This is a genomic window from Brevibacterium linens ATCC 9172, assembly GCF_900169165.1.
GTDB classification, from domain to species: domain Bacteria; phylum Actinomycetota; class Actinomycetes; order Actinomycetales; family Brevibacteriaceae; genus Brevibacterium; species Brevibacterium linens.
This window is the reverse complement of record NZ_FXYY01000010.1, coordinates 52,535-73,045: the sequence shown is the minus strand read 5'-3', so window position 1 is coordinate 73,045 and position 20,511 is coordinate 52,535. Positions and strand designations below refer to the sequence as shown.

General features: G+C 65.8%; 20 protein-coding genes and 1 pseudogene. 5 read left to right on the top strand and 16 right to left on the bottom strand.

Features of this window, described 5'->3' with window-relative positions; genetic code table 11:
* Window positions 1-300: 300 nt before the first annotated feature.
* From nrfD to BLIN9172_RS09630, 6 genes and pseudogenes are all read right to left on the bottom strand, one after another.
* Entirely contained in the window at window positions 301-1,611 is a 1,311-nt protein-coding gene (gene nrfD, locus BLIN9172_RS09660) for an NrfD/PsrC family molybdoenzyme membrane anchor subunit (RefSeq protein ID WP_101554876.1), read from the bottom strand.
* Window positions 1,608-2,735 (bottom strand): 4Fe-4S dicluster domain-containing protein, encoded by a 1,128-nt coding sequence (locus BLIN9172_RS09655; RefSeq protein WP_101554875.1) that lies wholly within the window; start codon window positions 2,733-2,735, stop codon window positions 1,608-1,610. Before BLIN9172_RS09655 ends, nrfD begins: the two co-directional genes overlap by 4 nt.
* Window positions 2,736-3,205: 470 nt before the next feature.
* Window positions 3,206-6,367 (bottom strand): annotated as a pseudogene (fdnG, locus tag BLIN9172_RS09650) (formate dehydrogenase-N subunit alpha); the annotation flags it as partial.
* A gap of 177 nt (window positions 6,368-6,544) precedes the next feature.
* Window positions 6,545-7,261 carry a class I SAM-dependent methyltransferase gene (locus tag BLIN9172_RS09640; RefSeq protein WP_101554872.1) on the bottom strand — a complete coding sequence of 239 codons (717 nt, stop codon included), beginning with the start codon at window positions 7,259-7,261 and terminating at the stop codon, window positions 6,545-6,547.
* Window positions 7,258-7,695 carry a thioredoxin family protein gene (locus BLIN9172_RS09635; RefSeq protein WP_025776566.1) on the bottom strand — a complete coding sequence of 146 codons (438 nt, stop codon included), beginning with the start codon at window positions 7,693-7,695 and terminating at the stop codon, window positions 7,258-7,260. The genes BLIN9172_RS09640 and BLIN9172_RS09635 overlap by 4 nt, the downstream gene beginning before the upstream one ends.
* A 53-nt stretch (window positions 7,696-7,748) precedes the next feature.
* A complete protein-coding gene (locus BLIN9172_RS09630) occupies window positions 7,749-8,651 on the bottom strand; it encodes an LCP family protein (protein WP_101554871.1) in 903 nt (300 codons plus the stop codon).
* Between the two features lie 549 nt (window positions 8,652-9,200).
* Between BLIN9172_RS09630 and BLIN9172_RS09625 the strand changes: the two genes are divergently transcribed.
* Window positions 9,201-9,404 (top strand): cold-shock protein, encoded by a 204-nt coding sequence (locus BLIN9172_RS09625; protein WP_062240453.1) that lies wholly within the window; start codon window positions 9,201-9,203, stop codon window positions 9,402-9,404.
* Window positions 9,405-9,566: 162 nt separating this feature from the next.
* On the opposite strand, the gene BLIN9172_RS09620 is transcribed toward BLIN9172_RS09625, so the two are convergent.
* Window positions 9,567-10,211 carry a GNAT family N-acetyltransferase gene (locus BLIN9172_RS09620; RefSeq protein WP_101554870.1) on the bottom strand — a complete coding sequence of 215 codons (645 nt, stop codon included), beginning with the start codon at window positions 10,209-10,211 and terminating at the stop codon, window positions 9,567-9,569.
* Between the two features lie 98 nt (window positions 10,212-10,309).
* On the opposite strand from BLIN9172_RS09620, the gene BLIN9172_RS09615 reads away from it, so the two are divergent.
* Window positions 10,310-10,936 (top strand): HAD family hydrolase, encoded by a 627-nt coding sequence (locus tag BLIN9172_RS09615; RefSeq protein ID WP_101554869.1) that lies wholly within the window; start codon window positions 10,310-10,312, stop codon window positions 10,934-10,936.
* Window positions 10,937-10,996: 60 nt separating this feature from the next.
* Window positions 10,997-11,374, top strand: coding sequence for a peptidase dimerization domain-containing protein (locus BLIN9172_RS09610; RefSeq protein WP_101554868.1), 378 nt, complete (start codon window positions 10,997-10,999; stop codon window positions 11,372-11,374).
* Here the strand turns inward: BLIN9172_RS09610 and BLIN9172_RS09605 are convergent.
* Together BLIN9172_RS09605 and BLIN9172_RS09600 are read right to left on the bottom strand one after the other, a co-directional pair.
* Window positions 11,329-11,736, bottom strand: a complete 408-nt coding sequence (locus tag BLIN9172_RS09605; RefSeq protein ID WP_101554938.1) for an acyl-CoA thioesterase — start codon at window positions 11,734-11,736, stop codon at window positions 11,329-11,331. The genes BLIN9172_RS09610 and BLIN9172_RS09605 overlap by 46 nt on opposite strands.
* A gap of 99 nt (window positions 11,737-11,835) precedes the next feature.
* A complete protein-coding gene (locus tag BLIN9172_RS09600) occupies window positions 11,836-12,336 on the bottom strand; it encodes an SRPBCC family protein (RefSeq protein ID WP_101554867.1) in 501 nt (166 codons plus the stop codon).
* 92 nt (window positions 12,337-12,428) lie between these two features.
* Here BLIN9172_RS09600 and BLIN9172_RS09595 point away from each other — a divergent pair, with 92 nt between their 5' ends.
* Both BLIN9172_RS09595 and BLIN9172_RS18540 read left to right on the top strand, forming a co-directional pair.
* Window positions 12,429-12,665: a hypothetical protein gene (locus BLIN9172_RS09595; RefSeq protein WP_101554866.1), complete on the top strand. Its 237-nt coding sequence runs from the start codon at window positions 12,429-12,431 to the stop codon at window positions 12,663-12,665.
* A gap of 14 nt (window positions 12,666-12,679) precedes the next feature.
* Window positions 12,680-12,802, top strand: a complete 123-nt coding sequence (locus BLIN9172_RS18540; RefSeq protein ID WP_257904165.1) for a hypothetical protein — start codon at window positions 12,680-12,682, stop codon at window positions 12,800-12,802.
* Window positions 12,803-12,804: 2 nt separating this feature from the next.
* Here BLIN9172_RS18540 and BLIN9172_RS09590 read toward each other — a convergent pair whose 3' ends face one another.
* The 7 genes from BLIN9172_RS09590 to BLIN9172_RS09560 all read right to left on the bottom strand — a co-directional run bounded on the left by BLIN9172_RS09590 (window position 12,805) and on the right by BLIN9172_RS09560 (window position 20,332).
* A complete protein-coding gene (locus tag BLIN9172_RS09590; protein WP_101554865.1) occupies window positions 12,805-13,635 on the bottom strand; it encodes a uroporphyrinogen-III synthase in 831 nt (276 codons plus the stop codon).
* Between the two features lie 23 nt (window positions 13,636-13,658).
* A complete protein-coding gene (locus BLIN9172_RS09585; protein ID WP_101554937.1) occupies window positions 13,659-14,564 on the bottom strand; it encodes a LysR family transcriptional regulator in 906 nt (301 codons plus the stop codon).
* A 39-nt stretch (window positions 14,565-14,603) separates the two neighbouring features.
* The gene (locus BLIN9172_RS09580) at window positions 14,604-15,305 is read right to left on the bottom strand and encodes a hypothetical protein (protein WP_101554864.1); all 702 of its coding nucleotides are present in this window, start codon (window positions 15,303-15,305) and stop codon (window positions 14,604-14,606) included.
* A 14-nt stretch (window positions 15,306-15,319) separates the two neighbouring features.
* Window positions 15,320-16,657 (bottom strand): replicative DNA helicase, encoded by a 1,338-nt coding sequence (dnaB, locus tag BLIN9172_RS09575; protein WP_025779630.1) that lies wholly within the window; start codon window positions 16,655-16,657, stop codon window positions 15,320-15,322.
* A gap of 131 nt (window positions 16,658-16,788) precedes the next feature.
* Window positions 16,789-18,171, bottom strand: a complete 1,383-nt coding sequence (locus tag BLIN9172_RS09570; RefSeq protein WP_101554863.1) for an FtsX-like permease family protein — start codon at window positions 18,169-18,171, stop codon at window positions 16,789-16,791.
* Window positions 18,172-18,182: 11 nt separating this feature from the next.
* Window positions 18,183-19,601 (bottom strand): FtsX-like permease family protein, encoded by a 1,419-nt coding sequence (locus BLIN9172_RS09565; protein WP_101554862.1) that lies wholly within the window; start codon window positions 19,599-19,601, stop codon window positions 18,183-18,185.
* A complete protein-coding gene (locus BLIN9172_RS09560; protein WP_101554936.1) occupies window positions 19,601-20,332 on the bottom strand; it encodes an ABC transporter ATP-binding protein in 732 nt (243 codons plus the stop codon). The genes BLIN9172_RS09565 and BLIN9172_RS09560 overlap by 1 nt, the downstream gene beginning before the upstream one ends.
* Window positions 20,333-20,511 lie beyond the last annotated feature (179 nt).

The following is a 20,511-nucleotide window of genomic DNA, read 5'->3' as shown; positions in this document are numbered from 1 at the left end:
GCTACCCGAAACACTTTGTTTCGCAAGGTTCGTCGCCTAGTAGGTGGCAGGCCCGCGAGGATCTTCGTCGACTCGTCGCCCGAATCATGGCCCGGCCAGCCAGAGTGTGCCGCACTCCTCACCGGCAGCGGCAAAACACCCCGTTGCACAGGGGTGATATCGAGCCAACGGTGCGGGATGCCGAGCGAACTGTAGACGGTGGCGGCCTTGTAGGCAGCGGCGCTGGCTGTCAGGGATGATCGCGAAACACCAGTCGGTGCCCCGGCGGTGAGGGATGCTTGCGAGGCACCGACCGGAACGTTACCGGCCAGTCGTGATGGAGTCGTCGGTGATGCCCGCTGCGCGACGCTCTTCGAGGCGAGCGCGCTGCGGTTCGACCACGTGACGCGGGTCCTTCGTCGATTCGATTCCGGCTTCCAACACGCCGAAACGCGTGTACGCCGAGGCGGCAGCGAGCGCCGCACCGGAGACGACGGACAGCCCCCGCAGCACAGCCCGAGTCTTCCAACTCCGCTTTCCCGAGACGCTGGTCCCAACCACAGTGCCCACAGCATCGGCGATCGCACCGGCGACTCCTCCGCCGGAACCACCAACACCACCACGTTCCAGCTTCTTCGCGAACACGCGCGCCCCCACCTCGACGGCGGCGGTGCCGACGGCTCCGGCGATGAGCAGCTTCTCGGCGCGGTGGAGCTTGTGACCCGGTTCGCCGTCGTCCATCGGATCGACCTCGGCCGGATGCATGCGCTTCCTCATCGCCGACATCGCGTAGGCCTCACCAGCGGTCCCGGCGAGCGCGAGCAGCCGGGCCGGGCCGGTCTCGGCCACCGGCGCCAAGGCCATCGCGGCACCACCGGCGGCCATCGACGCCGAGGACACGAACACGTACGGCAGACCGTTGCGGCCGGCGGCGTTCCAGGTCGGAACGGCCGTCGCCCCGAGCAGCACAGCGGTATAGGCAGCCAACGGTGTGGCAAAGAACGCGGACTCGACCGCAGCCGGCGTCTCCAGACCATGGAGCACCTTGCGCAGCGGGCCCAGCGGCAGCAGCTTCTCGCCGGTGATCCGGTCGAGTTCGATCGCGAAGGTCACACCCGATCCGACGCCGAAGCCCGAGAGGATCCACGTGCCCAGGCTCATCGGCGACGACACTTTGACGACGCGCATCATATTGAGGAATCGTTCGGGCCTGCCGAGGTCGGCCACGAGAGCGGCACCGCCGATGCCGGTGGCCGCTATTGCAGTCATCCGGGAGGCGATGCGCAGACCCGGCCGGTCGGTCAGCTGCGCGCCGAAGCCGAGCAGAGACGAACCTCCGGCCAGACCGCCGAGGAACAGGTACGTCCCGATCTCATCGCCCCACGGCGGGGCCTTGACGATCGGTCGACCGTAATAGGACGTGAACTCGACGTCCTCGACCATCGGCATCTCACGGTTGCCGTCGGCACCGCGGTTCTTCCACCCGCCGCCCCGGCCGTTGCCGCCGCGACCGCCCCGACGGCCACCGGGACCCTCAGGTCCGCCGGAACCTCCACGTCCGCCTCGGCGACGTTTTCTGCGTCCGCCTTCCGGCTCGGGTGGGCGGTAGGAATCGTATTCTGATGTGCTCATGAACGGCGGCTCCCGAGGAACGCGAGTCCGGCGGCGGCGACCATGCCCAGCGCCGCGATCCCGGCGTTGGCGTACATCTTCGGCAGATCCTTCGTCGCGACCCGCGGGTCCGGCGGCAGGCCGTAGACCTCGGGTTCGTCGAGGAGGAGGAACACGGACCCTGTGCCGCCGACTCCGTCGTTCGGGTTCGCCCCGTACAGGCGAGCTTCGGTCAGTCCCTTCGCATGGAGTTCGGCCACGCGGTCATGTGCCTGGTCGACCATGTCGTCCCGGTCGCCGAACTTGATCGACTGGGTCGGGCATGTCTGGGCACATGCCGGTTCCTGGCCCTCGACGAGGCGGTCATAGCAGAGGGTGCACTTGTTCGCCGTGCCCGCGTTCGGCACGTCCATGTCCGCGGCTTTGCGATCATCCCGGTCGGTGGGGGTGTTGATCGTGCCGTCGTCGCGGCGTTCGATGACGCCGAAGGGGCAGCCGGCCACACAGGTGCCGCAGCCGTTGCAGACGTCGTTCTGGACGACGACGGTGTCGAATTCGGTGCGGAAGAGCGCCCCGGTCGGGCACACGTCGAGGCAGCCGGCGTGCGTGCAGTGTTTGCACACGTCAGACGACATCAGCCAGCGGAAGTCAGCGGTGTCCGGAGGCGTCGTATCGACGTTCGACAGGTCGGTCGGTTCCAGTGCCCCGGGGGCCAACAGGTCGACTCCCAGTTCAGGAGTCGTCGGCAGTCCGGCGGAGGTCCGGCCTTCCGCCGCCGCACCCAGGGCCCCATCCAGCGGCTGCGCACCGGCGTTCTCATCGGTGCGCGGACGGATTGTGGGCATGCCGAGGTTGACGAGCTTGCGCCCGGATTCCCGGGCCTTCTCGATGCGGTCGGAATCCTGTTCGATGAACGCGACGTGCCGCCACGTGTTCGCCCCGAGACTGCCCGTGTTGTCATACGAGGAACCGAGCAGTTCGAAGGTGCCGTCCTGCGGGTTGCGGTTCCACTCCTTGCACGCGACCTCGCAGGCCTTGCAGCCGATGCAGATCGAGGTGTCGGTGAAGAATCCCTTACGGCCGTGCGCGGAATCGTGCCAGTGCCCGTCCGCGAGCGCGCCCCCATCGATCGTCGGTGTCGACATCAGTCCTCCTCCTCGTTCTCCTGCCGGTCCCGGGCCGCGCGGGCGCGAGCTTCGGCCTCGGCCACCTCGGTTTCGGCGATCGCACTGCCGTCGGCATGCCGTCCGTGGTCCGGGTCGCCGTCGCTGGGGTCCCCGTCGTCGGCGCGGTTCGACACCGCAGTCTCGGTGGGTTCGGCAGGTTCGGTGGGCTCGGCGGGTTCGGTCGCCTCGGTGGGTTCGATGGTGATCCTACCGCTGCGATCATCGGCACTGGCGACCGTCGCCGAGGCGTCGGTGTCGCCCTCGCCGGATCCCCTCGCCGAGGCGGTCGTGCCGTCCCGATCGGAGGCTCCATCCCGTCCCCCGTCCAGGGTCCTGCCCGGGGTGACGCCGACGGCCGAGTCGCCGCCTCGGTGAGCGTGCCCACCGGCGCTGCGGCCCTGCCCGGTGCCATGGGCGGCTGCGACATCCTCGGCGGACACCGTGACCTGCTGGTTTCCGGATTCGGGGCTGAGCCCGGCCTCTCGTTGGTACTTCTCGACGAAGTCGACGAGTTCGGGTCCGCGGGGACGGCGGCCGGGCATGATCGTTCCGGCCACGTATTTGCTGTTCTGGATGTAGACGTTGGGGTCCATCGTCACTCCGAGCAGGTCGTTGGCGGAGTCGCCTTCGACGACGGCTCCCTGACCGCCCACGCCCCAGTGATAGGGCAGACCGATCTGGTGGACGGTCTTCCCCCCGATGGTCAGCGGGGTCATCCGCTTCGTCACGAGCACACGGGCCTCGATCGCCGCCCGCGGGGAGACCAGGGTGGCCCAGCCGTAGGGCTCGAGTCCCACCTCGGCGGCGAGTTCCGGTGAGATCTCGCAGAACATCTCCGGCTGCAGCTCCGACAGGTACGGCAGCCACCGGGACATGCCTCCGGCGGTGTGGTGCTCGGTGAGCCGGTAGGTCGTGAACACGTAGGGGAAGACCTCGGATCCGGGCACCCCGGCACCGGGTGCGGACAGGTTGTCCTCACGGCGCATGACCATCCGGGTCGGGCTGTTCTGCTGGGAGTACAGCGGGTTCGACACCGTCGATTCCTGCGGCTCGTAGTGCGTGGGCATCGGACCGTCGACCATGCCGCTGGGCGCGAACAGCCACCCCTTTCCATCGGCCTGCATGATGAATGGATCGTCGCCGTCAAGGTGTGCCGGGCCCCCGTAGGCCTGATCCGACTTGGCCGCCGGTGCGCGGTCGATCGGGAAGTCGGGCACGTCCTTGCCCGTCCACTTCCCGGCCTCGTCGTCCCACCAGACGAACTTCTTCCGCTCCGACCAGGGAGTTCCATCGGGCGCGGCCGAGGCACGGTTGTACAGGATCCGACGGTTCGCCGGCCATGCCCACGCCCATTCGGCGGCGGTTTCGTCCTGCTCATCCCGCGGTTTGCGGCGGGCAGCCATGTTCTGGCCTCCCGCGTAGACGCCGGCGTAGATCCAGCAGCCGCCGGCGGTGGCCCCGTCGTCGGTCATCTGGTTGAAGTTCTCCAAGGGCTCGCCGTCGCGGTCGCCGCCGATGAAGTAGCCGTTGATCTCCTTGACGACTGCCTCCGCGTCGACTTCGCCCTCCTCATCGACGGGGTAGTCCCAGGTCATGTCGAGCAGCGGCCGATCGCGGGGGTCGTCGGAGTCTTTCAGCTTCTCGCGCACGGCTCGGCCGAGTTCGTAGAAGAAGTCGAGTTCGCTCTGTGCGTCCCCGGGCGGGTTGACGGCCTTGTGGCGCCACTGCACGAGACGTTGGGTCTGCGTGAATGTGCCGGCTTTCTCCGTGTGGTTGGCCGCGGGCAGGAAGAACATCTCGGTGTCGATATCCTCGGTCTTCAGCTCCCCGGTCTCGATCTCGGGGCCGTCCTTCCACCAGGTGGCGGATTCGATGAGGCTGAAGTCGCGGACGACCATCCACTTCAGGTGGCTCATCGCCATCCGCTGCATGCGCCCGTTGGCCGAGCCCACGGCCGGGTTCTGCCCGAGCAGGAAGTACCCGTCCACACCATCATTGAGCATGCGCACCTGCGTCTGGTAGGTGCCGTGGGCGCCGTTGATGCGCGGCAGATAGTCGAAGGCGAAGTCGTTGTCCTGCGTGGCCGCATCACCCCACCAGGCCTTGAGCAGGCTGGTGGCGTAGGCACGACCGTTGGCCCAGTAGCCCTTGTGGGTCTCCGGGGTGCCGACGGCGGCAACATAGTCGTCGAAGGTGTCGTGGACTGCGGCGCTGGGCATCGGCAGGTAGCCGGGCAGCAGATTGAACAGGGTCGGGATATCGGTCGATCCCTGGATCGTCGCGTGCCCGCGCAGCGCCATGATTCCGCCGCCTGGGCGACCCATGTTGCCCAGCAGCAGCTGGAGGATCGACGCGGTGCGGATGAATTGCGCGCCGAGGCTGTGCTGGGTCCAGCCGACCGCGTAGGCGAAGCACGTGGTCCGTTCCCGGCCCGAGTTCTCGGTCACCGATTCGTAGAGGTAGTCGAAGTCTGCGGGTCTGATTCCGCAGTTCTCCTCGACCATCTCGGGCGTGTAGCGCGAATAGTGGCGGCGGAGGATCTGGAAGACCGACTTCGGGTCTTTCAGGCTGGGGTCCTTCAGCGGTGCACCGTGCTCATCCGTCTGATACGAACACGTCGAGTTCTCGTACGAGTTCGTGTCCGGGTCGAACCCGGAGAACAGTCCGTCGAGATCCTCGGTGTCGACATAGTCGTCGCTGATGAAGTTCGCGGCGTTGGTGTAGGCGCGCACGTACTCGTCGAAGTAGCGTCCCTCGGTCAGGGCACGGTTGATGAGCGCACCGAGCAGCACGATGTCGGAGCCGGCCCGGATGGGCACATGCTTATCGGCGATCGCGGTGGTGCGCGTGAAACGAGGATCGACGTGGATGATGCGGGCACCACGGGCCTTGGCTTCACTCACCCATTGGAAGCCCACGGGGTGGCACTCGGCCATATTGGAACCCTGGATGATGATGCAGTCCGCATTCGCCATATCCTGGACGGGTTGAGTGGCGCCGCCGCGCCCGAACGAGGTTCCCAGACTGGGAACGGTGGCGGAGTGTCAAATACGCGCCTGGTTCTCGATCTGTATCGCCCCGGCTGCGGTGTAGAGCTTCTTGGCGAGGTAGTTCTCCTCGTTGTCGATCGTCGCTCCGCCGAGGCTGGCGATGCCCATCGTCCGCCGCAGCGGGTGGCCTTTGTCGTCGACGTCTTCCCAGTGGTTGCGGCGGGCGTCGATGAATCGGTCGGCGATCATGTCGATCGCGGTCGACAGGTCGATCTTCGTCCAGTCCTTGGCCTTCGGGGCCCGGTAGAGGACGTCGGTGACGCGACCGGGGGCGTTGACGAGCTGTTCGCTGGCTGCGCCCTTCGGGCACAGGCGGCCGCGCGAGATCGGTGAGTCCGGGTCGCCTTCGATCTGCACGACCTTGTCGTCCTTGACGAAGATCTTCTGCCCGCAGCCGACAGCGCAGTACGGGCACACGGATTGGACGACCTTATCGGCCGTGACCGTGCGTGGGGTGGTGTCTCGGGTCTGCTGGGACACAACGGATTCACCGCGTCCCGTCTTGTCAGACGTGCGGAATTGCCGGAGTACCGGCCACTCGAGGAAGCTGAACCGAGCCATGGCACCACCTTAGCCCCTCAGCGGGCGGAAATGCACCAGGTGAGACCGGGTTTTCGGCCTCGTCCCAGGAGGTGGGAATCACCCGGTTCGCCGAGGCGGCTGCGCGGTCATGATCGACTGCGCAGCCGCCTCGGTGTTGGGTGCCGGGTTCGGGTCCCCTGGTTGAGGTCGCCTGGTTCAGACCCGACGGGCCAGGAGGATTGCGTCCTCGAGTTCGGCGGGCTCGCCCGACGGGGAGGTCGCTTCTCGGGTGCGGGTGTCGGCGAGTTCGATCTCCCACCGGTCAGGGCTGGCGCCGATGAGGAGGGCGAAGTCTCCGTTCGGGCTGACCAGCTCATGGTGGTGGTCCATGCCGTGTTCGAACTTCTCGCTGTGTTCGGCGGCCCACGGAGGCATCGTCGCGTGGGAGACGAGGAGGAGTGCCCCGCCCGGTGCCACGTGGGCGGCGACGCGGGTGAGGAGCTCTTCCCGGGTGTCCGGCAACCGGGTGTGGAGGAAGGATCCCGTGACGAGGTCGAAGCCGCCTCGGCGATCGGGGTCCTCCGGTTCCCAGGTGGAGACGTCGGCGACAACGAATTCGGCGGTGGCTCCACGGGATTCGGCAGCCCCGAGGGCACGGTCGATGGCTGTGGTCGACAGGTCGATGCCGGTGGCGTCCCAGCCGTTCTCGGCCATCCAGACGATGTCAGCGCCTTCACCGCAGCCGACGTCGAGGACGCGGCCGGGGGTCATTTCGGAGACGACGGCCACGAGGGCCTCGTTCGGGTTGCCGGACCAGATGGCGTCGTCGGCCTCGGCGTAGCGCTCTTCCCAGGCGGCCACGGAATCGGGCACGCCTGAGTTGTCGGCGTTGTCGGGGTGGGAGTGGTCGTTGTGGCTGCTGGTTGCGGTCACTTGTCGACGCCCGGATCGGCGGGGATCGAATCGGGGGCGGCACCGTCCGCGCCGTCGGTCTCTGCGGCAGCGGCGGCTTCCTGCTTGGCCAGTTCGGCACGGACTTCGTCCATATCGAGACCCTTGACTGCGGTGATGACCTGTTCGAGCTGCGGGGCGGCGAGCGCGCCGGGCTGGGCGAAGACGACGATGCCCTGGCGGAAGGCGACGAGGGTCGGGATGGAGGTGATCGAGAAGAGTCCGGCCAGCTGCTGTTGGGCTTCGGTGTCGATCTTGCCGAAGACGATGTCGGGGTTGGCCTCGGCGGCCTGTTCGTAGACCGGGGCGAACTGTTTGCAGGGGCCGCACCAATCGGCCCAGAAGTCGAGGAGGATGATCTCGTTGTCGTTGATGGTCGACTCGAAGTTGTCTTGCGTGATTTCGATCGTAGACATGTCGGCCAGTCTAGGAGCCGCAGATGAATATCGCCTGGACGGAGGGGGTTGACTCAGTCGAGGACGTCGGCGATCGGCGAGGTCACGGCGTCGAGCAATCCGTAGAGGCGGTCGGGCCGGGTGAGGACCTGGCCGCTCTTGGCGCGGTCGATGATGGCTTCCATGACCATCTGCTGGTTGCCCATCCGTGAGATGTCGCTGCCATCGCCCACGGCGTGCCGTGTCCGGGCCAGAGCGAGGGCGTCGTCGCCGCCGATGGTCTGGTGGCCTGCGGGCAAGTCGAGGTTCGCCTTGGGGTCGGTGAGCGGTTCGTCGAGGTCGACGGTGATCCCGTCGAGTGCGTCGACGATCGCTGAGAATCCGTCGAAGTCGACGTTGATGAAGTGGTCGACGCGCACTCCGGTGAGCACCTCGGCGGCGGAGACCGAACAGGCGGGTCCGGCGTTGAGGGCCGAGTTGATCATTCCGTGTGTGGCCTCTGTGGCTCCGTGGCCGGTGTCGTCGCAGGCGGGAATGTCCATGATCGTGTCACGTGGGATCTGCACGGCGTCGATGCGGTCGCCATCGGCGGCGACGTGGGCGAGGATCATCGCATCGCTGCGAGCCCCTTCGGCGCTGCCGAATCCCTTCGCCGAGGCGGCCCCGGAGTTCGCTTCGGAATCCGAGCCCGAATCATCGGAGGCATCCTTTGCCGACTCGAGATCGCGAGTGTCGGATCCGATGATGAGGACGTTCGTCTCATCGGTGAGCTTCTCGGGGACGTCGCCGCCGTGGGCGCGCAGCGGTGAGGAGGCGATGTTCGCGCCGAGGTTGTGCACCGCCACCGCGATCGTCACGGGGGCGCCGATGATGAGGACCGCGGCCACGGCGACGAAGGTGCGCCGGCGCCGGTACTTCGCGGCGAGGCGTCGCTGTCGGCGGGGTCCTGGCGGCGGTGACGATTCTTCGTTGTCCACGGTTCGGGTGCTCCTGCGTCCGGGGTCACGACGGATTGCATACAAAACGGAATGTATACAATCCTAAACACTGGCGCGGTCGTGTGCATAAAACCGTGTGCCATCTCTCGATTGAAATAGATCGCCCGAAATCACCAACAGTGCGATCGCTCTGTTAAGCTGGAATCGTTCTCGTACAGAAATGTGCGGAGCAGATGGTGTCTGAAGAGCAGGTAGATTCGCTCGTCACCATGTGTTTGCCCGTCGGCGCGTGCCTGCCTTCCGCGCCCCTCATGATTTTTCCCAGTTCAGTCGTTTTTCGACTTCCGTCCAGCACCTTCGAGTGCATGATCGAAACCGAGTATCCCCACGATTTCGTCTGAGACAGAGACCTCACATCAGAGAACTCACCCTCACCTTCGATTCCGAGTCCTCGGTTCACCCACAAGTTTTCGTTGGATCTGCGTCTGAAGATCCAGTCCAGCCAGCGGGAAAGCCGGATCCAGCAATGGGTTCGACCATCACGATCGCAGCAGCGGTCATCAGTTAAAAAATAAGGATACAAAGATTATGGCAACAGGTACCGTGAAATGGTTCAACGCGGAAAAGGGTTTCGGATTCATCCAGCCTGACGACGGTTCGGCTGACGTGTTCACTCACTTCTCCGCGATCGAAGCCTCCGGCTACCGCGAGCTCACCGAGGGTCAGAACGTCGAGTTCGACTCGGAGATGGGCTCCAAGGGCCTGCAGGCGACTCGCGTCCGCGGCCTCTGAGACTCTTTGAGAGTCTCACCTAGAGACTTCTGAGATTCACCAGCGACCCTGCGTTCACCCACTTGGTGTGAACGCAGGGTCGCTGTCGTCTCCTCCCCAATTGCTACCTGACGGGGGCCCAGATACCTCGCGAGAGGTTGCTGGGCCGCCGTCAGGTAGCAATTAGTGGTGGGCTAGGAAAGTGCAGAAGTCCTCGACTCCGGTGAGGTCGATGTCGTTCCGCCGTCTGGTTTCCCACGCTTCGCGGGTCAGGCGCCAACGTTGGAGGAGGCCCGGCTCGCCTCGGCGGATGTCCCATTCGACGCCGTTGTGCTCGTAACCCAGGTTCTCGGATACTCGGTTCGACCCGACGTTGTCGACGAAGGCATCGGAACCGGCCTCTCTCGCCCCGAGTCCGGCGAACGCGAGATGCAGCAGAGCACTGCGCATCTCCGTGCCGAGGCCGCGACCACGCACATCCGTCGACAGCCAGGAGAAGGAGGCGAAGGTGCCGCAGGTATCGAACTTCTCGGCAATGAGGTCCTGCATCCCCACGGGCTCACCGTCGACGATGACGGCGAACGCCAACCGGAACTCGGCGGGAGAGAATCGCCCGCGTCCGCGCCACACACTCTGGAGCCACCTGCTCACCCGCACGTCCGTGTCGGATTCGTAGAACGACATCGGATCATCGTAGGGAGCGGGTTCCGCGAAGACCTTGCCGTCGCGGACCAGCGGGGCAAGCTCCGCCAACCTCTCATCACTGGCACCGACGAGCTCGAGTCGGGGCGTCCTCACCCGAATCTGCAGTGGCGGGTAGCCGATCATGAAACCAACCTAGGCCAGCCGGACCGAATCCACAATGGTCCGTCGGCTCCGGGTAGCGTGGGGTTTGACTCCAGGATGCCGATAACAGGTGGTGGCCCATGACCGAACCCGATCGCCCGACCCCGACGACCATCGTCTTCGACCTCGGCAATGTGCTCATCGGCTGGGATCAGACAGGGCCTCTGGCCGATCGTATGAGTGCCGATGAATGGCATTCCTTCGCCGAGGCGGCCGACTTCCCCACGCTCAATACCGCAGCTGACTCCGGCGTTTCGATCACCGATATCGTCGCCCGAGCCGCCGAGGCGGACCCCCGCCACGGTGAGATCGTCGCCGGCTACTACGAGAACTTCGACAAATCCCTGACCGGTCCGATCGACGGCATGGCCGAGATCGTCGCAGATCTCAAGACCGCCGGCGTCCGCCTGCTCGGGCTCTCGAACTGGTCGGCTGAGACCATCCACCATGCCCCCGTCGTCGCGCCTGCGATCAGCGAACTCGAAGACATCGTCGTCTCGGGTGAAGTCGGGCTGGTCAAACCCGATCCGGCGATCTTCGAACTGACTCGGGACCGATTCGATCTCGACCCGGCCCGGACGGTCTTCGTCGATGATCTGCCCGCCAATGTGGAGGCAGCACAACGCCTCGGCTTCATCGGCCACGTGTTCTCAGGAGCCGCCTCGCTGCGCACGGACCTGTCCGAACGGGGTCTGCTCGCTCAATAGGGTGCTCAACTCGCGCCGCCCGGGCAACACCCCTGAACGGGCTCCTCACCCGCTGATCCTGTGAGAAATGTCCGCGTCGTCACCGTCGGTGCGTCGAACGCTGGGCCGAAGTCGAATATCACCCCTGATCGCGCCGAGCTGCTGCTCAACGTCCGCACCTACGACACTGCGGTGCGCAAGAGAGTCATCGCGTCGATCGAGCGGATCGTCCGCGGCGAATACGAGGCCGGCGGGACGCCGAAGGAACCGACCTTCGAGTACTTCGACCAGTTCCCGCTGACGGTCACCAGTGAGGCGGTCAATGACACCATCACCGAGGCTCCCACCGAGTTCTTCGGCACCGAGGCGGTCCAGGAGGCGACACCTGCGACCGCGTCGGACCGCGGTCTCTCCTACGAGATCTTCCCGTGTGGTTCGGGCATTCGGTCTCGGTCATAGGTGATCGTCGTGTACCCGTGGGGAATCGGAGTGCCGTCCTCGTCGACACCGACGAATACGATCTTGTCGATGCTGAGGATGGATCTGCGAGTGATCATATTGCGCACCCGGGCCCTCATCGTCAGTGAGGTGCGTCCGAAATGCGTGGCGAGGAGCCCCATCTCGATGAGATCGCCTTCCCTCGCCGAAGCCTGGAAGTCGATCTCGGAGATCAGCTTCGTCACAACTCGATGGTTGCCGAGCTGGATGATCGCGTAGATCGCGGCCTCCTCGTCGATCCACCTCAGCAGGCTGCCGCCGAAGAGGGAGCCGTTGGCGTTGAGGTCCTCAGGCCGCACCCACTTGCGGGTATAGAAGTTCATCCCCTCCACATCGTGGCGGGCGGAGCTCTCTGTGGACTGTGCCGTCGCTGTCATGCGATCAGAATAGCGAGGAGTTGTTTCGCCCTCGTTTCGTCCGTGTCACCGCTTTTCGACGTCATCCTTCATGGCGGTGAGGGTTTGCCGGATGTTCAAACGCTGGAAGTCCGCGAAGCTCCGGCCCCGTGTGACAATGTGGTCGAAGACCCAGGCCAGCCAGTCGGGCCACGCGCGGCGATCGTCCGTCCACGACTCTGTCACTCGAGTCGCCTCGCCGAGGTCCTCGAACTCGTATGCCCAGCTCGCGTTCGGTCCTTCGATGCTGGCAGTTCGGGGCCCGATCCGGCGCACGGTGAAGGCGAACCGTTTGCCGGGCACAGATTCGGTGACGACGCATTCGGTCACCCACGTCGCCGGCCCGCGACGGTTCGTGCCTTCGAAGACGTCGCCTGTCTGCAGCGGACCTGCAGTCGTGCGCGTGCTTGCGCCCGTGTTCTCCGGGCTCCATCGGGTCATCTGGGTCGGATCGGCGATCTGCTCCCAGAGCCCGGCGGCGTCGGCTTTGATCACCATACTGTCGCTGACCTGCATCGTTCGCGTCATCGTCGTCCCTTCTCATTGTGGTCGTGCACGCACCTGAAGCCGGCCGTGCACATGGCCCCATTCAAACACGGGTCCTGAGCTAGCCTGGGCACATGGCCGACTCCGCGACGAACGACGAGATCATCGCCTTCCGCCTCCGAGCTCATCACCTCGATGAGCGACTCAGCCGCAACTCACTTCTTGACGCCGCGGGAGCCTGCGGCATCCAGAACAGCCCACCGGGATCCGCGCTGACCGCACTCCATGCGCGGGGCGCCGCCCGCATCCGACGACAGCGAAGGCGACCGGACCAGATCCGAGCTGCTGCGCTGTTGACTGCTCTGCTATAAATCGACGACTGAGCATGACGATCGCACCGTTCGGCACCGTCCCGAAGTCGGTGAAGAGCGCACTGACCGCTGAGGCAGAGGCGATCGGCGCACTGCGCGAGGCAGACGCCGTCGACATCGAATTCGCGTCAGACTGAGATCATTCGGCGAGTTCGCTGATCAGCAGACGCGCGAGGGCTCCGAGTCGGAATCGCTCGGGAATCACGGTTCTGATGCCCTGTTCATGCAGCGGCGCCGCGGTGACGTCGCCGACTGCTGCGGCCACCACCGATTCGTTGAACGCCTCGATCACTGCCGGCAGCAGTCCCTGTTCCTCGGCCGCGGTGAGAAAGGCTGTCGCCCCGGGTGCTGAGGTGAAGGCCACGGCATCGCACCTGCGCTCCGCGACGAGTCGGACCGCGTCGACCACGGCGGCCGGGTCGGGGGCCGGACCCCACCGGTAGATGACGAGGGAGCGGACATCGGCACCTGCTGCGGCGAAGGACTCATCAAGTCCGTCGGCGCCGGCACCGTGATGCTGTACGGCGATGCGCTGACCGTCCACGCCCTCGCCGAGGAGGACCTGCTGGATCTCTGCGCTCGTCTCGGATTCGGCGACCCAGTGAGCCCTCAGTCCGGCCGCTTGAATCGCTCCGCGTGCCTTGGGACCGCGGGCGTATATCCGTGCTCCGGCGAGCATCGAGTGCCATTCTTCGCGAAGACCCGCGGCTTCAGCCACGTCGCCCCAACCGATGAATCCGACTCCGGTCGTGACCACGACGATATCCGGCCGGGCCTCGATGAGGTCACGGGTGTGGGTGACGAGTTCAGGGTCGTCGATATGCGGGATGACGGACAGGGTCGGGGCGTGCACGATCTTGGCACCGTGACGCTCGAGGGCGGAGGCAAGCTGCTGCGCGCGCCGCTGAGCTGTGAGCACGATGCGACGTCCGGCCAGCTCGTCGCCGATGTCAGTTTGGGGCTGGTTCATGCTCATATCCTGGTCGCGCCGCCTCACCGGGGCAACTTCCGGCCTTCGAGAGCAGCCTGGTGGGCGAGCATCTCATCCTTGAGCCCCTGGACGACGGCGGCGATCGCCGGTCGCCGCATCGAATCGGGTCTGAGCACCATCCAGTAGGGCAGCCGCTCGGCCACCGAATCGGGGAAGAGCCGCACGAGGTCGGGGTGCCGGTCGGCCATGAAACACGGGAGGAAGCCGATTCCGGCACCGGCACGCGTCGCTTCGACGTGAACGAAGACGTTCGTCGAGGTCAGTGCATCCTTCATCTCGGGAAACAGTCGCCTCGGCGCATCGAGGTCGTCGACCTGGAGCATGGAATCGACGAAATAGACGAGCCGGTGGTCGCTGACTTCCTCCACCGAGGCGGGGGTGCCGTTGGCCGCGAGATAGTCGCGCGAAGCGTAGAGACCGAGTTCGTAGTCACCGAGCTCGATCGCCTCTGCCCGATGCACGCGCGGTTCGCCGACGACGACCTCGATATCGAGACCGGACCGCTGCTGCAGGGCCTGCCTGGTGACGGTGACGATCTCGACGCTCAGCCCGGGATGCCGACGTCGCAGCTTCGCAACCGCCGGGGAGGCGACATAGGCGCTGAACCCATCCGTCGCGGTCATCCGCACCACTCCGGACACCGTCTCCGGGCCCTGTCCGGGACTCTCGAGTTCGGCGACCGCGGTCTCCATCTGTTCGGCCACCGCAACGGCTCGTTCCCCGAGGTCGGTCAGCTCCCATCCGTCATCCGAGCGAGCCAGCACGCGTCCGCCCAAGGACTTCTCCAAGGCGACGATGCGGCGGGAGACCGTCGAGTGGGTGAGCCCGAGGTTGTGTGCCGCCGTCGTGAACTTGGCGGTGCGGGAGACAGCCAGCAGCACGAGCAGATCGTTGGGAGTGGTGTCCATGTCAGCCATAGTGGCATACCTGCAACAAGTGCGGCCTCGTCAGCGCACGTGCTGCTGCGACGGCGAGCGTGTCCAGCGCAGCAGCACGACGATCAGACAGATGAGGAACACGATCCCCGAGGTGACCAGTCCGGTGACGAGGATGCCGATATCGGCAGGCAGATCCACGTCCTCGGCCGGTTTGGTCGGTGCCTTCCGCTCCGGATCGATGAGGACGGAGATCGTATCGCCTTCATCGAAGTCGTCGAAGCCGTCCTTGCCGCGGTAGATCAGCGGTTCGGCGACGGGGGTGCCGTCGGTGCGTTCGAGGCTATAGGTATGAACATAGACCTGCCGCGACCTGGGCGGATTGGAACTGTGCACGGTCTTCTGCTCGACTTTGTGATCGGCGACGACCACCTCGGTGAGTTCGCCAGCCTGAGACAAAGCGAGATCCTCACCGAGCATCACAGTGCCGATGAGCGCAATGGCCACGAATGGTCCGGTGTACCAATACGCCGGCGTGTGTCCCATGAACCTGCGCATCGCCAGAGTGACGCCGAGGAACACGAAGCATCCGAGGATGATCGTGAACAGCAGTTGGTCCGGATACAGGTATCCGATCGTGAAGACCGCACCCGTGCTGACGAAGAAGACAGCACCGGTGATGATAATGGTCAGCGGATTCCGGCTGCCCTGGTTCCAGCGGCGCTCACTCTTCCCGCCGTCGCCCCACTTGCCGCGCATCCAGTAGGCGTCCATTCAAGCCCCGTTCGTCACTGCGGCATGTTGACGAATCGGGACTTCGCGCCCTGGAACGCCACGGGGATGTCCATCGTCGGACCGGCACGGTGCTTGGCGACGATGATGTCGGCCTCACCGGCGCGTTCGTGTTCCTTGTCGTACATGTCCTCACGGTGGATGAGGAGGACCATATCCGCGTCCTGCTCGATCGAACCGGACTCACGCAGATCCGAGATCATCGGCCGCTTGTCCGTGCGCTGCTCGCTGCCGCGGTTGAGCTGAGACAGTGCGATGACCGGAACCTCGAGCTCCTTGGCCAGCAGCTTGAGCGAACGGGAGAACTCAGAGACCTCCTGCTGACGGGACTCGACGCGCTTACCCGAGGACATCAGCTGCAGGTAGTCGACGCAGACCATCTGCAGATTGTGCTGCTGCTTGAGCCGTCGGCACTTCGCGCGGATCTCGGTCAGCGCCATGTTCGGCGAATCGTCGACGAACAGCGGCGCATTGTTGATCCGGGCCTCCGTCGCGGCCAGCGTCGTCCAGTCGTGCGGACTGAGCTCGCCGCGGCGCAGGTTCTGCAGCGGAATCTCCGACTCGGCCGAGAGCAGACGCATGACGAGTTCGTTCTTGCCCATCTCGAGCGAGAAGAACACAGCGGCCGCATCATTGTGGATCGCAGCCGAACGGATGAAGTCGAGCGCCAGAGTCGACTTGCCGACACCGGGACGCGCGGCGATGACGATCATCGTGCCCGGATGCAGACCGTTGGTGAGGTTGTCGAACTCGGTGAAACCGGTGGGCACACCCGCGGTCTGCCCATCGGTGTTGCCGTTGCGTTCGATCTCCTGGGCCACCTCGCCGAGGATGTCGGAGAGGATGACGTAATCCTCTGTCGTATGGCGTTCGGTGACCTTGTAGATCTCCGCCTGAGCGGAGTTCACGACGTCATCGGTGTCGCCTTCGGCGTCGTAGCCCATCTGCACGATGCGGGTGCCGGCCTCGACGAGGCGGCGCAGCACGGCCTGTTCGCTGACGATCGCGGCATAGTATCCGGCGTTGGCGGCGGTCGGGACCGACGAGATGAGGGTGTGCAGGTAGGCGGCACCGCCGACGCGGGCGAGGTCGCCGGTCTTCGTCAGGTAGTTCGCCACCGTCACCGAGTCCGCGGGCTCACCCCGGGAATAGAGGTCGAGGACCGCCTCGTAGATGGTTTCGTGAGCGGGCTTGTAGAAGTCATCGCCATTCATCGTCTCGACGCAGTCGGCGATGGCGTCCTTCGACAGAAGCATCGCACCGAGCACGCTCTGCTCGGCCTCGACGTCCTGCGGAGGGGTCCTCAGACCGTCATAGCCCTGGTCGTTGCTCACTCGATTTCCACTTCCTCACAGCATCGGATCGCCCACCCTCATGTGGTGCGCTCCAACTGTACCCGGAGACCCGGGGAGGGTCCCATCGGCTCGACACCTGCCATCGTAGAATGCGGCACTGACACCGAATCTCAGTCCCGAGACCTCCCGGCCGTGGCCACGGAGTGCAGAATCGGCTTCGTCAGCTGCAGTCCACCGCGGATGATTCCGATGCCGACGACCACGGTGAGCAGGATCGTGAGGAAGGTGACCGGCTTGAACACGAGCGCGGCTCCGGCCAGGGGCAGGACTAGCAGCAGCCCGAGGCCTCCGGCCAGCAGGGACACCCAGATCGCCGGGGCCATGACGGCGCGGACCAGCGCACGGTGCAGAAGCCTGGGATCGGCGCCGGCGGCATAGAGATCGGAGAAGGTGTCGGCTCGGTCGTAGATGTCGGCGACCTGGTTGATCACCGCCGAGACACCGATGAGCACGATCGCGATGCCCATGACGAGCAGCACCCCGGTGAACATGTCGTGGAAGAGGTGGGTCTCGGCCTCGCTCACTCCCACTTCAGAGTCCTCGGCGGCGTCGATTCCGAGCTGGGACAGGGCGACCCCGGACCCGCAGACGGCTGCGGTGAAGGCCGCCATCGCCAGGCCGGAGACCCGGCGCCAGAACCGTTTCGGTTCGTCGGAGACCAGGCGGGCCGCGATGAGGCGCTCCGGGGTGGCGGCCCGCCGACCGGACAGGTGGGCGAACCAGCGGACGAGGAGCCCGCCCAGGAGGTCGACGACGACCAGCCCGAGAGCGAAGAATCCGACCATCGCGCCGAGCACGATCCCCACGCCGAGACCGCCGCTCTGGGTGAGCGCGTACACGACTGGCAGCAGGCAGATCACGAGCACCGTGACGATGACCTTGGCCACGGGGAACTTCCGCTCCAGACTCTTCGTCCGCACCCCCAACGGAGAGACCGCGACCTTGCGCAGACCCAGCAGGGCCGAGCCCGCGCAGACCAGGGCGAGGAAGACGACCACGACGAGGATGAGCCACGCGGGCATGAGCATGTTCTGGTACCCGATGGGTTCACCCATGAAGTGGATGAAGCTGACCGGCAGGGCCAGCCCCAGGTAGCCGAGAACCCCGAGGACGATGCCGGCCAGGGCCGGGATGAGCGGTTCGGTCACGGCGAGCGCAGTGATCTGGGAGCGTCGGGCCCCGAGCAGCGACATCGTCGACAGCCGTTCGTCCTGGCGACGTGCCGACAGGGTCGCCGAGGCCGATGCCAGGGTGGAGGCGGGGATGATCAGCAGAGCCGTGGACAGGGCCGCGAGGGTCTTGTACATGATGTCGAGACCCTCGTCCGCGGGATCGGGACTCGGTGGGATCTGGAAGAACATCCAGGTCCCGGCCGCCACGGTGAGGAACAGCGTGGCACACGCGAAGAACGCGGCGGCCACGAGCACGGAGCTCGCCGAAGTCAGCGATCTCCGGCCGAGGACGAGGGGAACGGCTGTCAACGACGTGGACATCGGGTCTCCTCTCAGGCCATGGTCGCCTCGGCGGTGGCCCGGTTCTCGGGTGCCGCCTCGGCGAGGGTGCGGTTGTCGGGATCGATCTCGGTGACCCGGCGGACGAGCGGGCGGGTGACCTGCAGCCCCAGCCACACCATCGCAACCCCGGCCACGAGGACGGCGGCGACGGTTCCGATGGTGAAGGGATCGCCGAGGTCGCTCACCGAAGCCATGAGCCAGGCGAGGATTCCGCCGAGGAACAGGGAGACGACGGTGACCAGCAGGATCGGCGACATCACGGCGTTGACGGTCACTCGGTGCATCATCTGCTGGGTCATTCCGGCGGCGTGGAGCTCGCGGTAGGTCTGAGCACGGTCGAGGATGTCTGCGGCCTGGTTGATTGTGGCCGAGACGATGACGAGGACGAAGGCGATGACCAGGGTGAGGATGAGTCCGGTGAAGATATCGTCGCCGAGGTGGACGTACGGACCCATGACCGCGCGGTCCTCGGCGGAGAAGTCCTCCTGACCGCTGCGCATCATCGCCGTTCCCGCCCCGCCGACGACGGCGATGAAGGTGATCATCGCCAGCCCGGCGACCCGGCGCCAGTACTGTCCGGGAGCGTCGGCGATCATTCCCGCCGCCATCACCGAGGCGGGACCGCGGGCGATTCTGCCGGCGATGCCGGCGTGGACGCGGATGCACAGGACGCCGAGGACGCTGATGAGCAGGAGGGTGATGCCGATCGTGGCGATGCTGTACATGATCGTCACCGCCATCGGCAGCTCCATCTGGGTGGAGACATAGGTCGCGATGGCCACGATGAGGATGAGCACGATGACCGTGATGATGCGGGCCAGGGGGAATCTCCGGGGCAGCGACCGGGTGCGCACGCCCAGCGGGGAGACCTGGATCTTGCGCAGGCCGATGAGCGAGGCGATCAGACAGACGGCAAGGAGGCCGGCGACGACCGCGGCGAGCAGCCAGACCGGCATGAGCAGTGCCTGGTAGCCCAAAGGTTCGCCGACGAACGTGATGAAGCTCAGCGGCCACGCCACCAGCAGGTAGCCGCCGATTCCGGCGAGGATGCCCGCCGAGGCGGGGATGAAGGGTTCGGCGACGGCGACGAGGCGGATCGTGCTGCGTTGCGCCCCGAGCAGGGACAGGGTCGAGAGTCGTTCGTCCTGACGGCGGGCGCTCAGTTTCGCCGAGGCGGCCCCGAGGCTGGTCGCGGGCACGATGAGGAAGACCGTGGCGAGGACGGCGAGGAGCTGGTAGAGCTCGGCCACCTCGGCGTATCCGGTGACCTCGGGGCGGTCGATGAACGCCCAGGCGCCGGCGGCCACGGTGAGGAAGATCGTCGAGCAGGAGAAGAACGCGATCCCGACGAGCCGCGACGTCGTCGAGGTCAGGGACTGCTTGGACAGGAGGAGGGGAAGGAGATTCATCACTGTGCGGCTTCCTGCAGTGCGGAGTCGGCGACAATGCGACCGTCGGCGAGTCGGACGACACGGGAGCAGCGGGCGGCGACGTTCTCATCGTGGGTGACGACAACGAGAGTGGATCCGCGTCCGACGGTGGAGCCCAGCAGCTCGGTGAGGACTTCATTCGAGGTGCGGGAGTCGAGGGCACCGGTCGGTTCGTCGGCGAAGGTGACGACGGGCTGGGTGACCTGGGCGCGGGCGATCGCCACTCTCTGTGCCTGACCGCCGGAGAGCTGTCCGATCCGTTTGTGTCCGTGCTCGCTCAGACCGAGACGGTCGAGCCAGGCCCGGGCGTGCTGGGTGGCGTCCGAGCGGTTCATGCCTGCGAGCATGGCGGCGAGCGCGACGTTGTCGATGGCGGTGAGTTCGGGCAGGAGCAGCCCTTGCTGGAAGACGAAGCCGAAGACCTCGCGGCGCAGAGCGGTGCGGCCGGATTCTTTGAGGGAGGTGATCTCGGCGGCGGCGCTGCGGTCGGTCGGCGAGAGTCGGATGCGGCCGCTGTCGGGACTGATGATGCCGGCCAGGCAGTGCAGAAGAGTCGTCTTGCCGGAACCGGAGGGTCCCATGATCGCCAGGGATTCGCCGAGGCCGATCGTCAGATCGACTCCGGCGAGAGCATACGTCTGGTTGAAGTGCTTCGTGACGGTGCCGGCTGTGATGATGGCGGGGTGCTGGGGCGAAGAGTTCTGGGTCATCGGGTGCTGAGATGCTGACTGCTGCGCTGCGGCAGGATGCTGTGAAGAAGTCATGTCTCCATGGTTTCTCGCAGTCTGCGCTCCGGCCATGAAGTCAGCCCACAGGTGGGGAGAGGAAAACCCAACTTCTGTTGCGGGAAAGCCGCGGTTCGGCAGTGATCTTGATCGTCTCCGCCGCA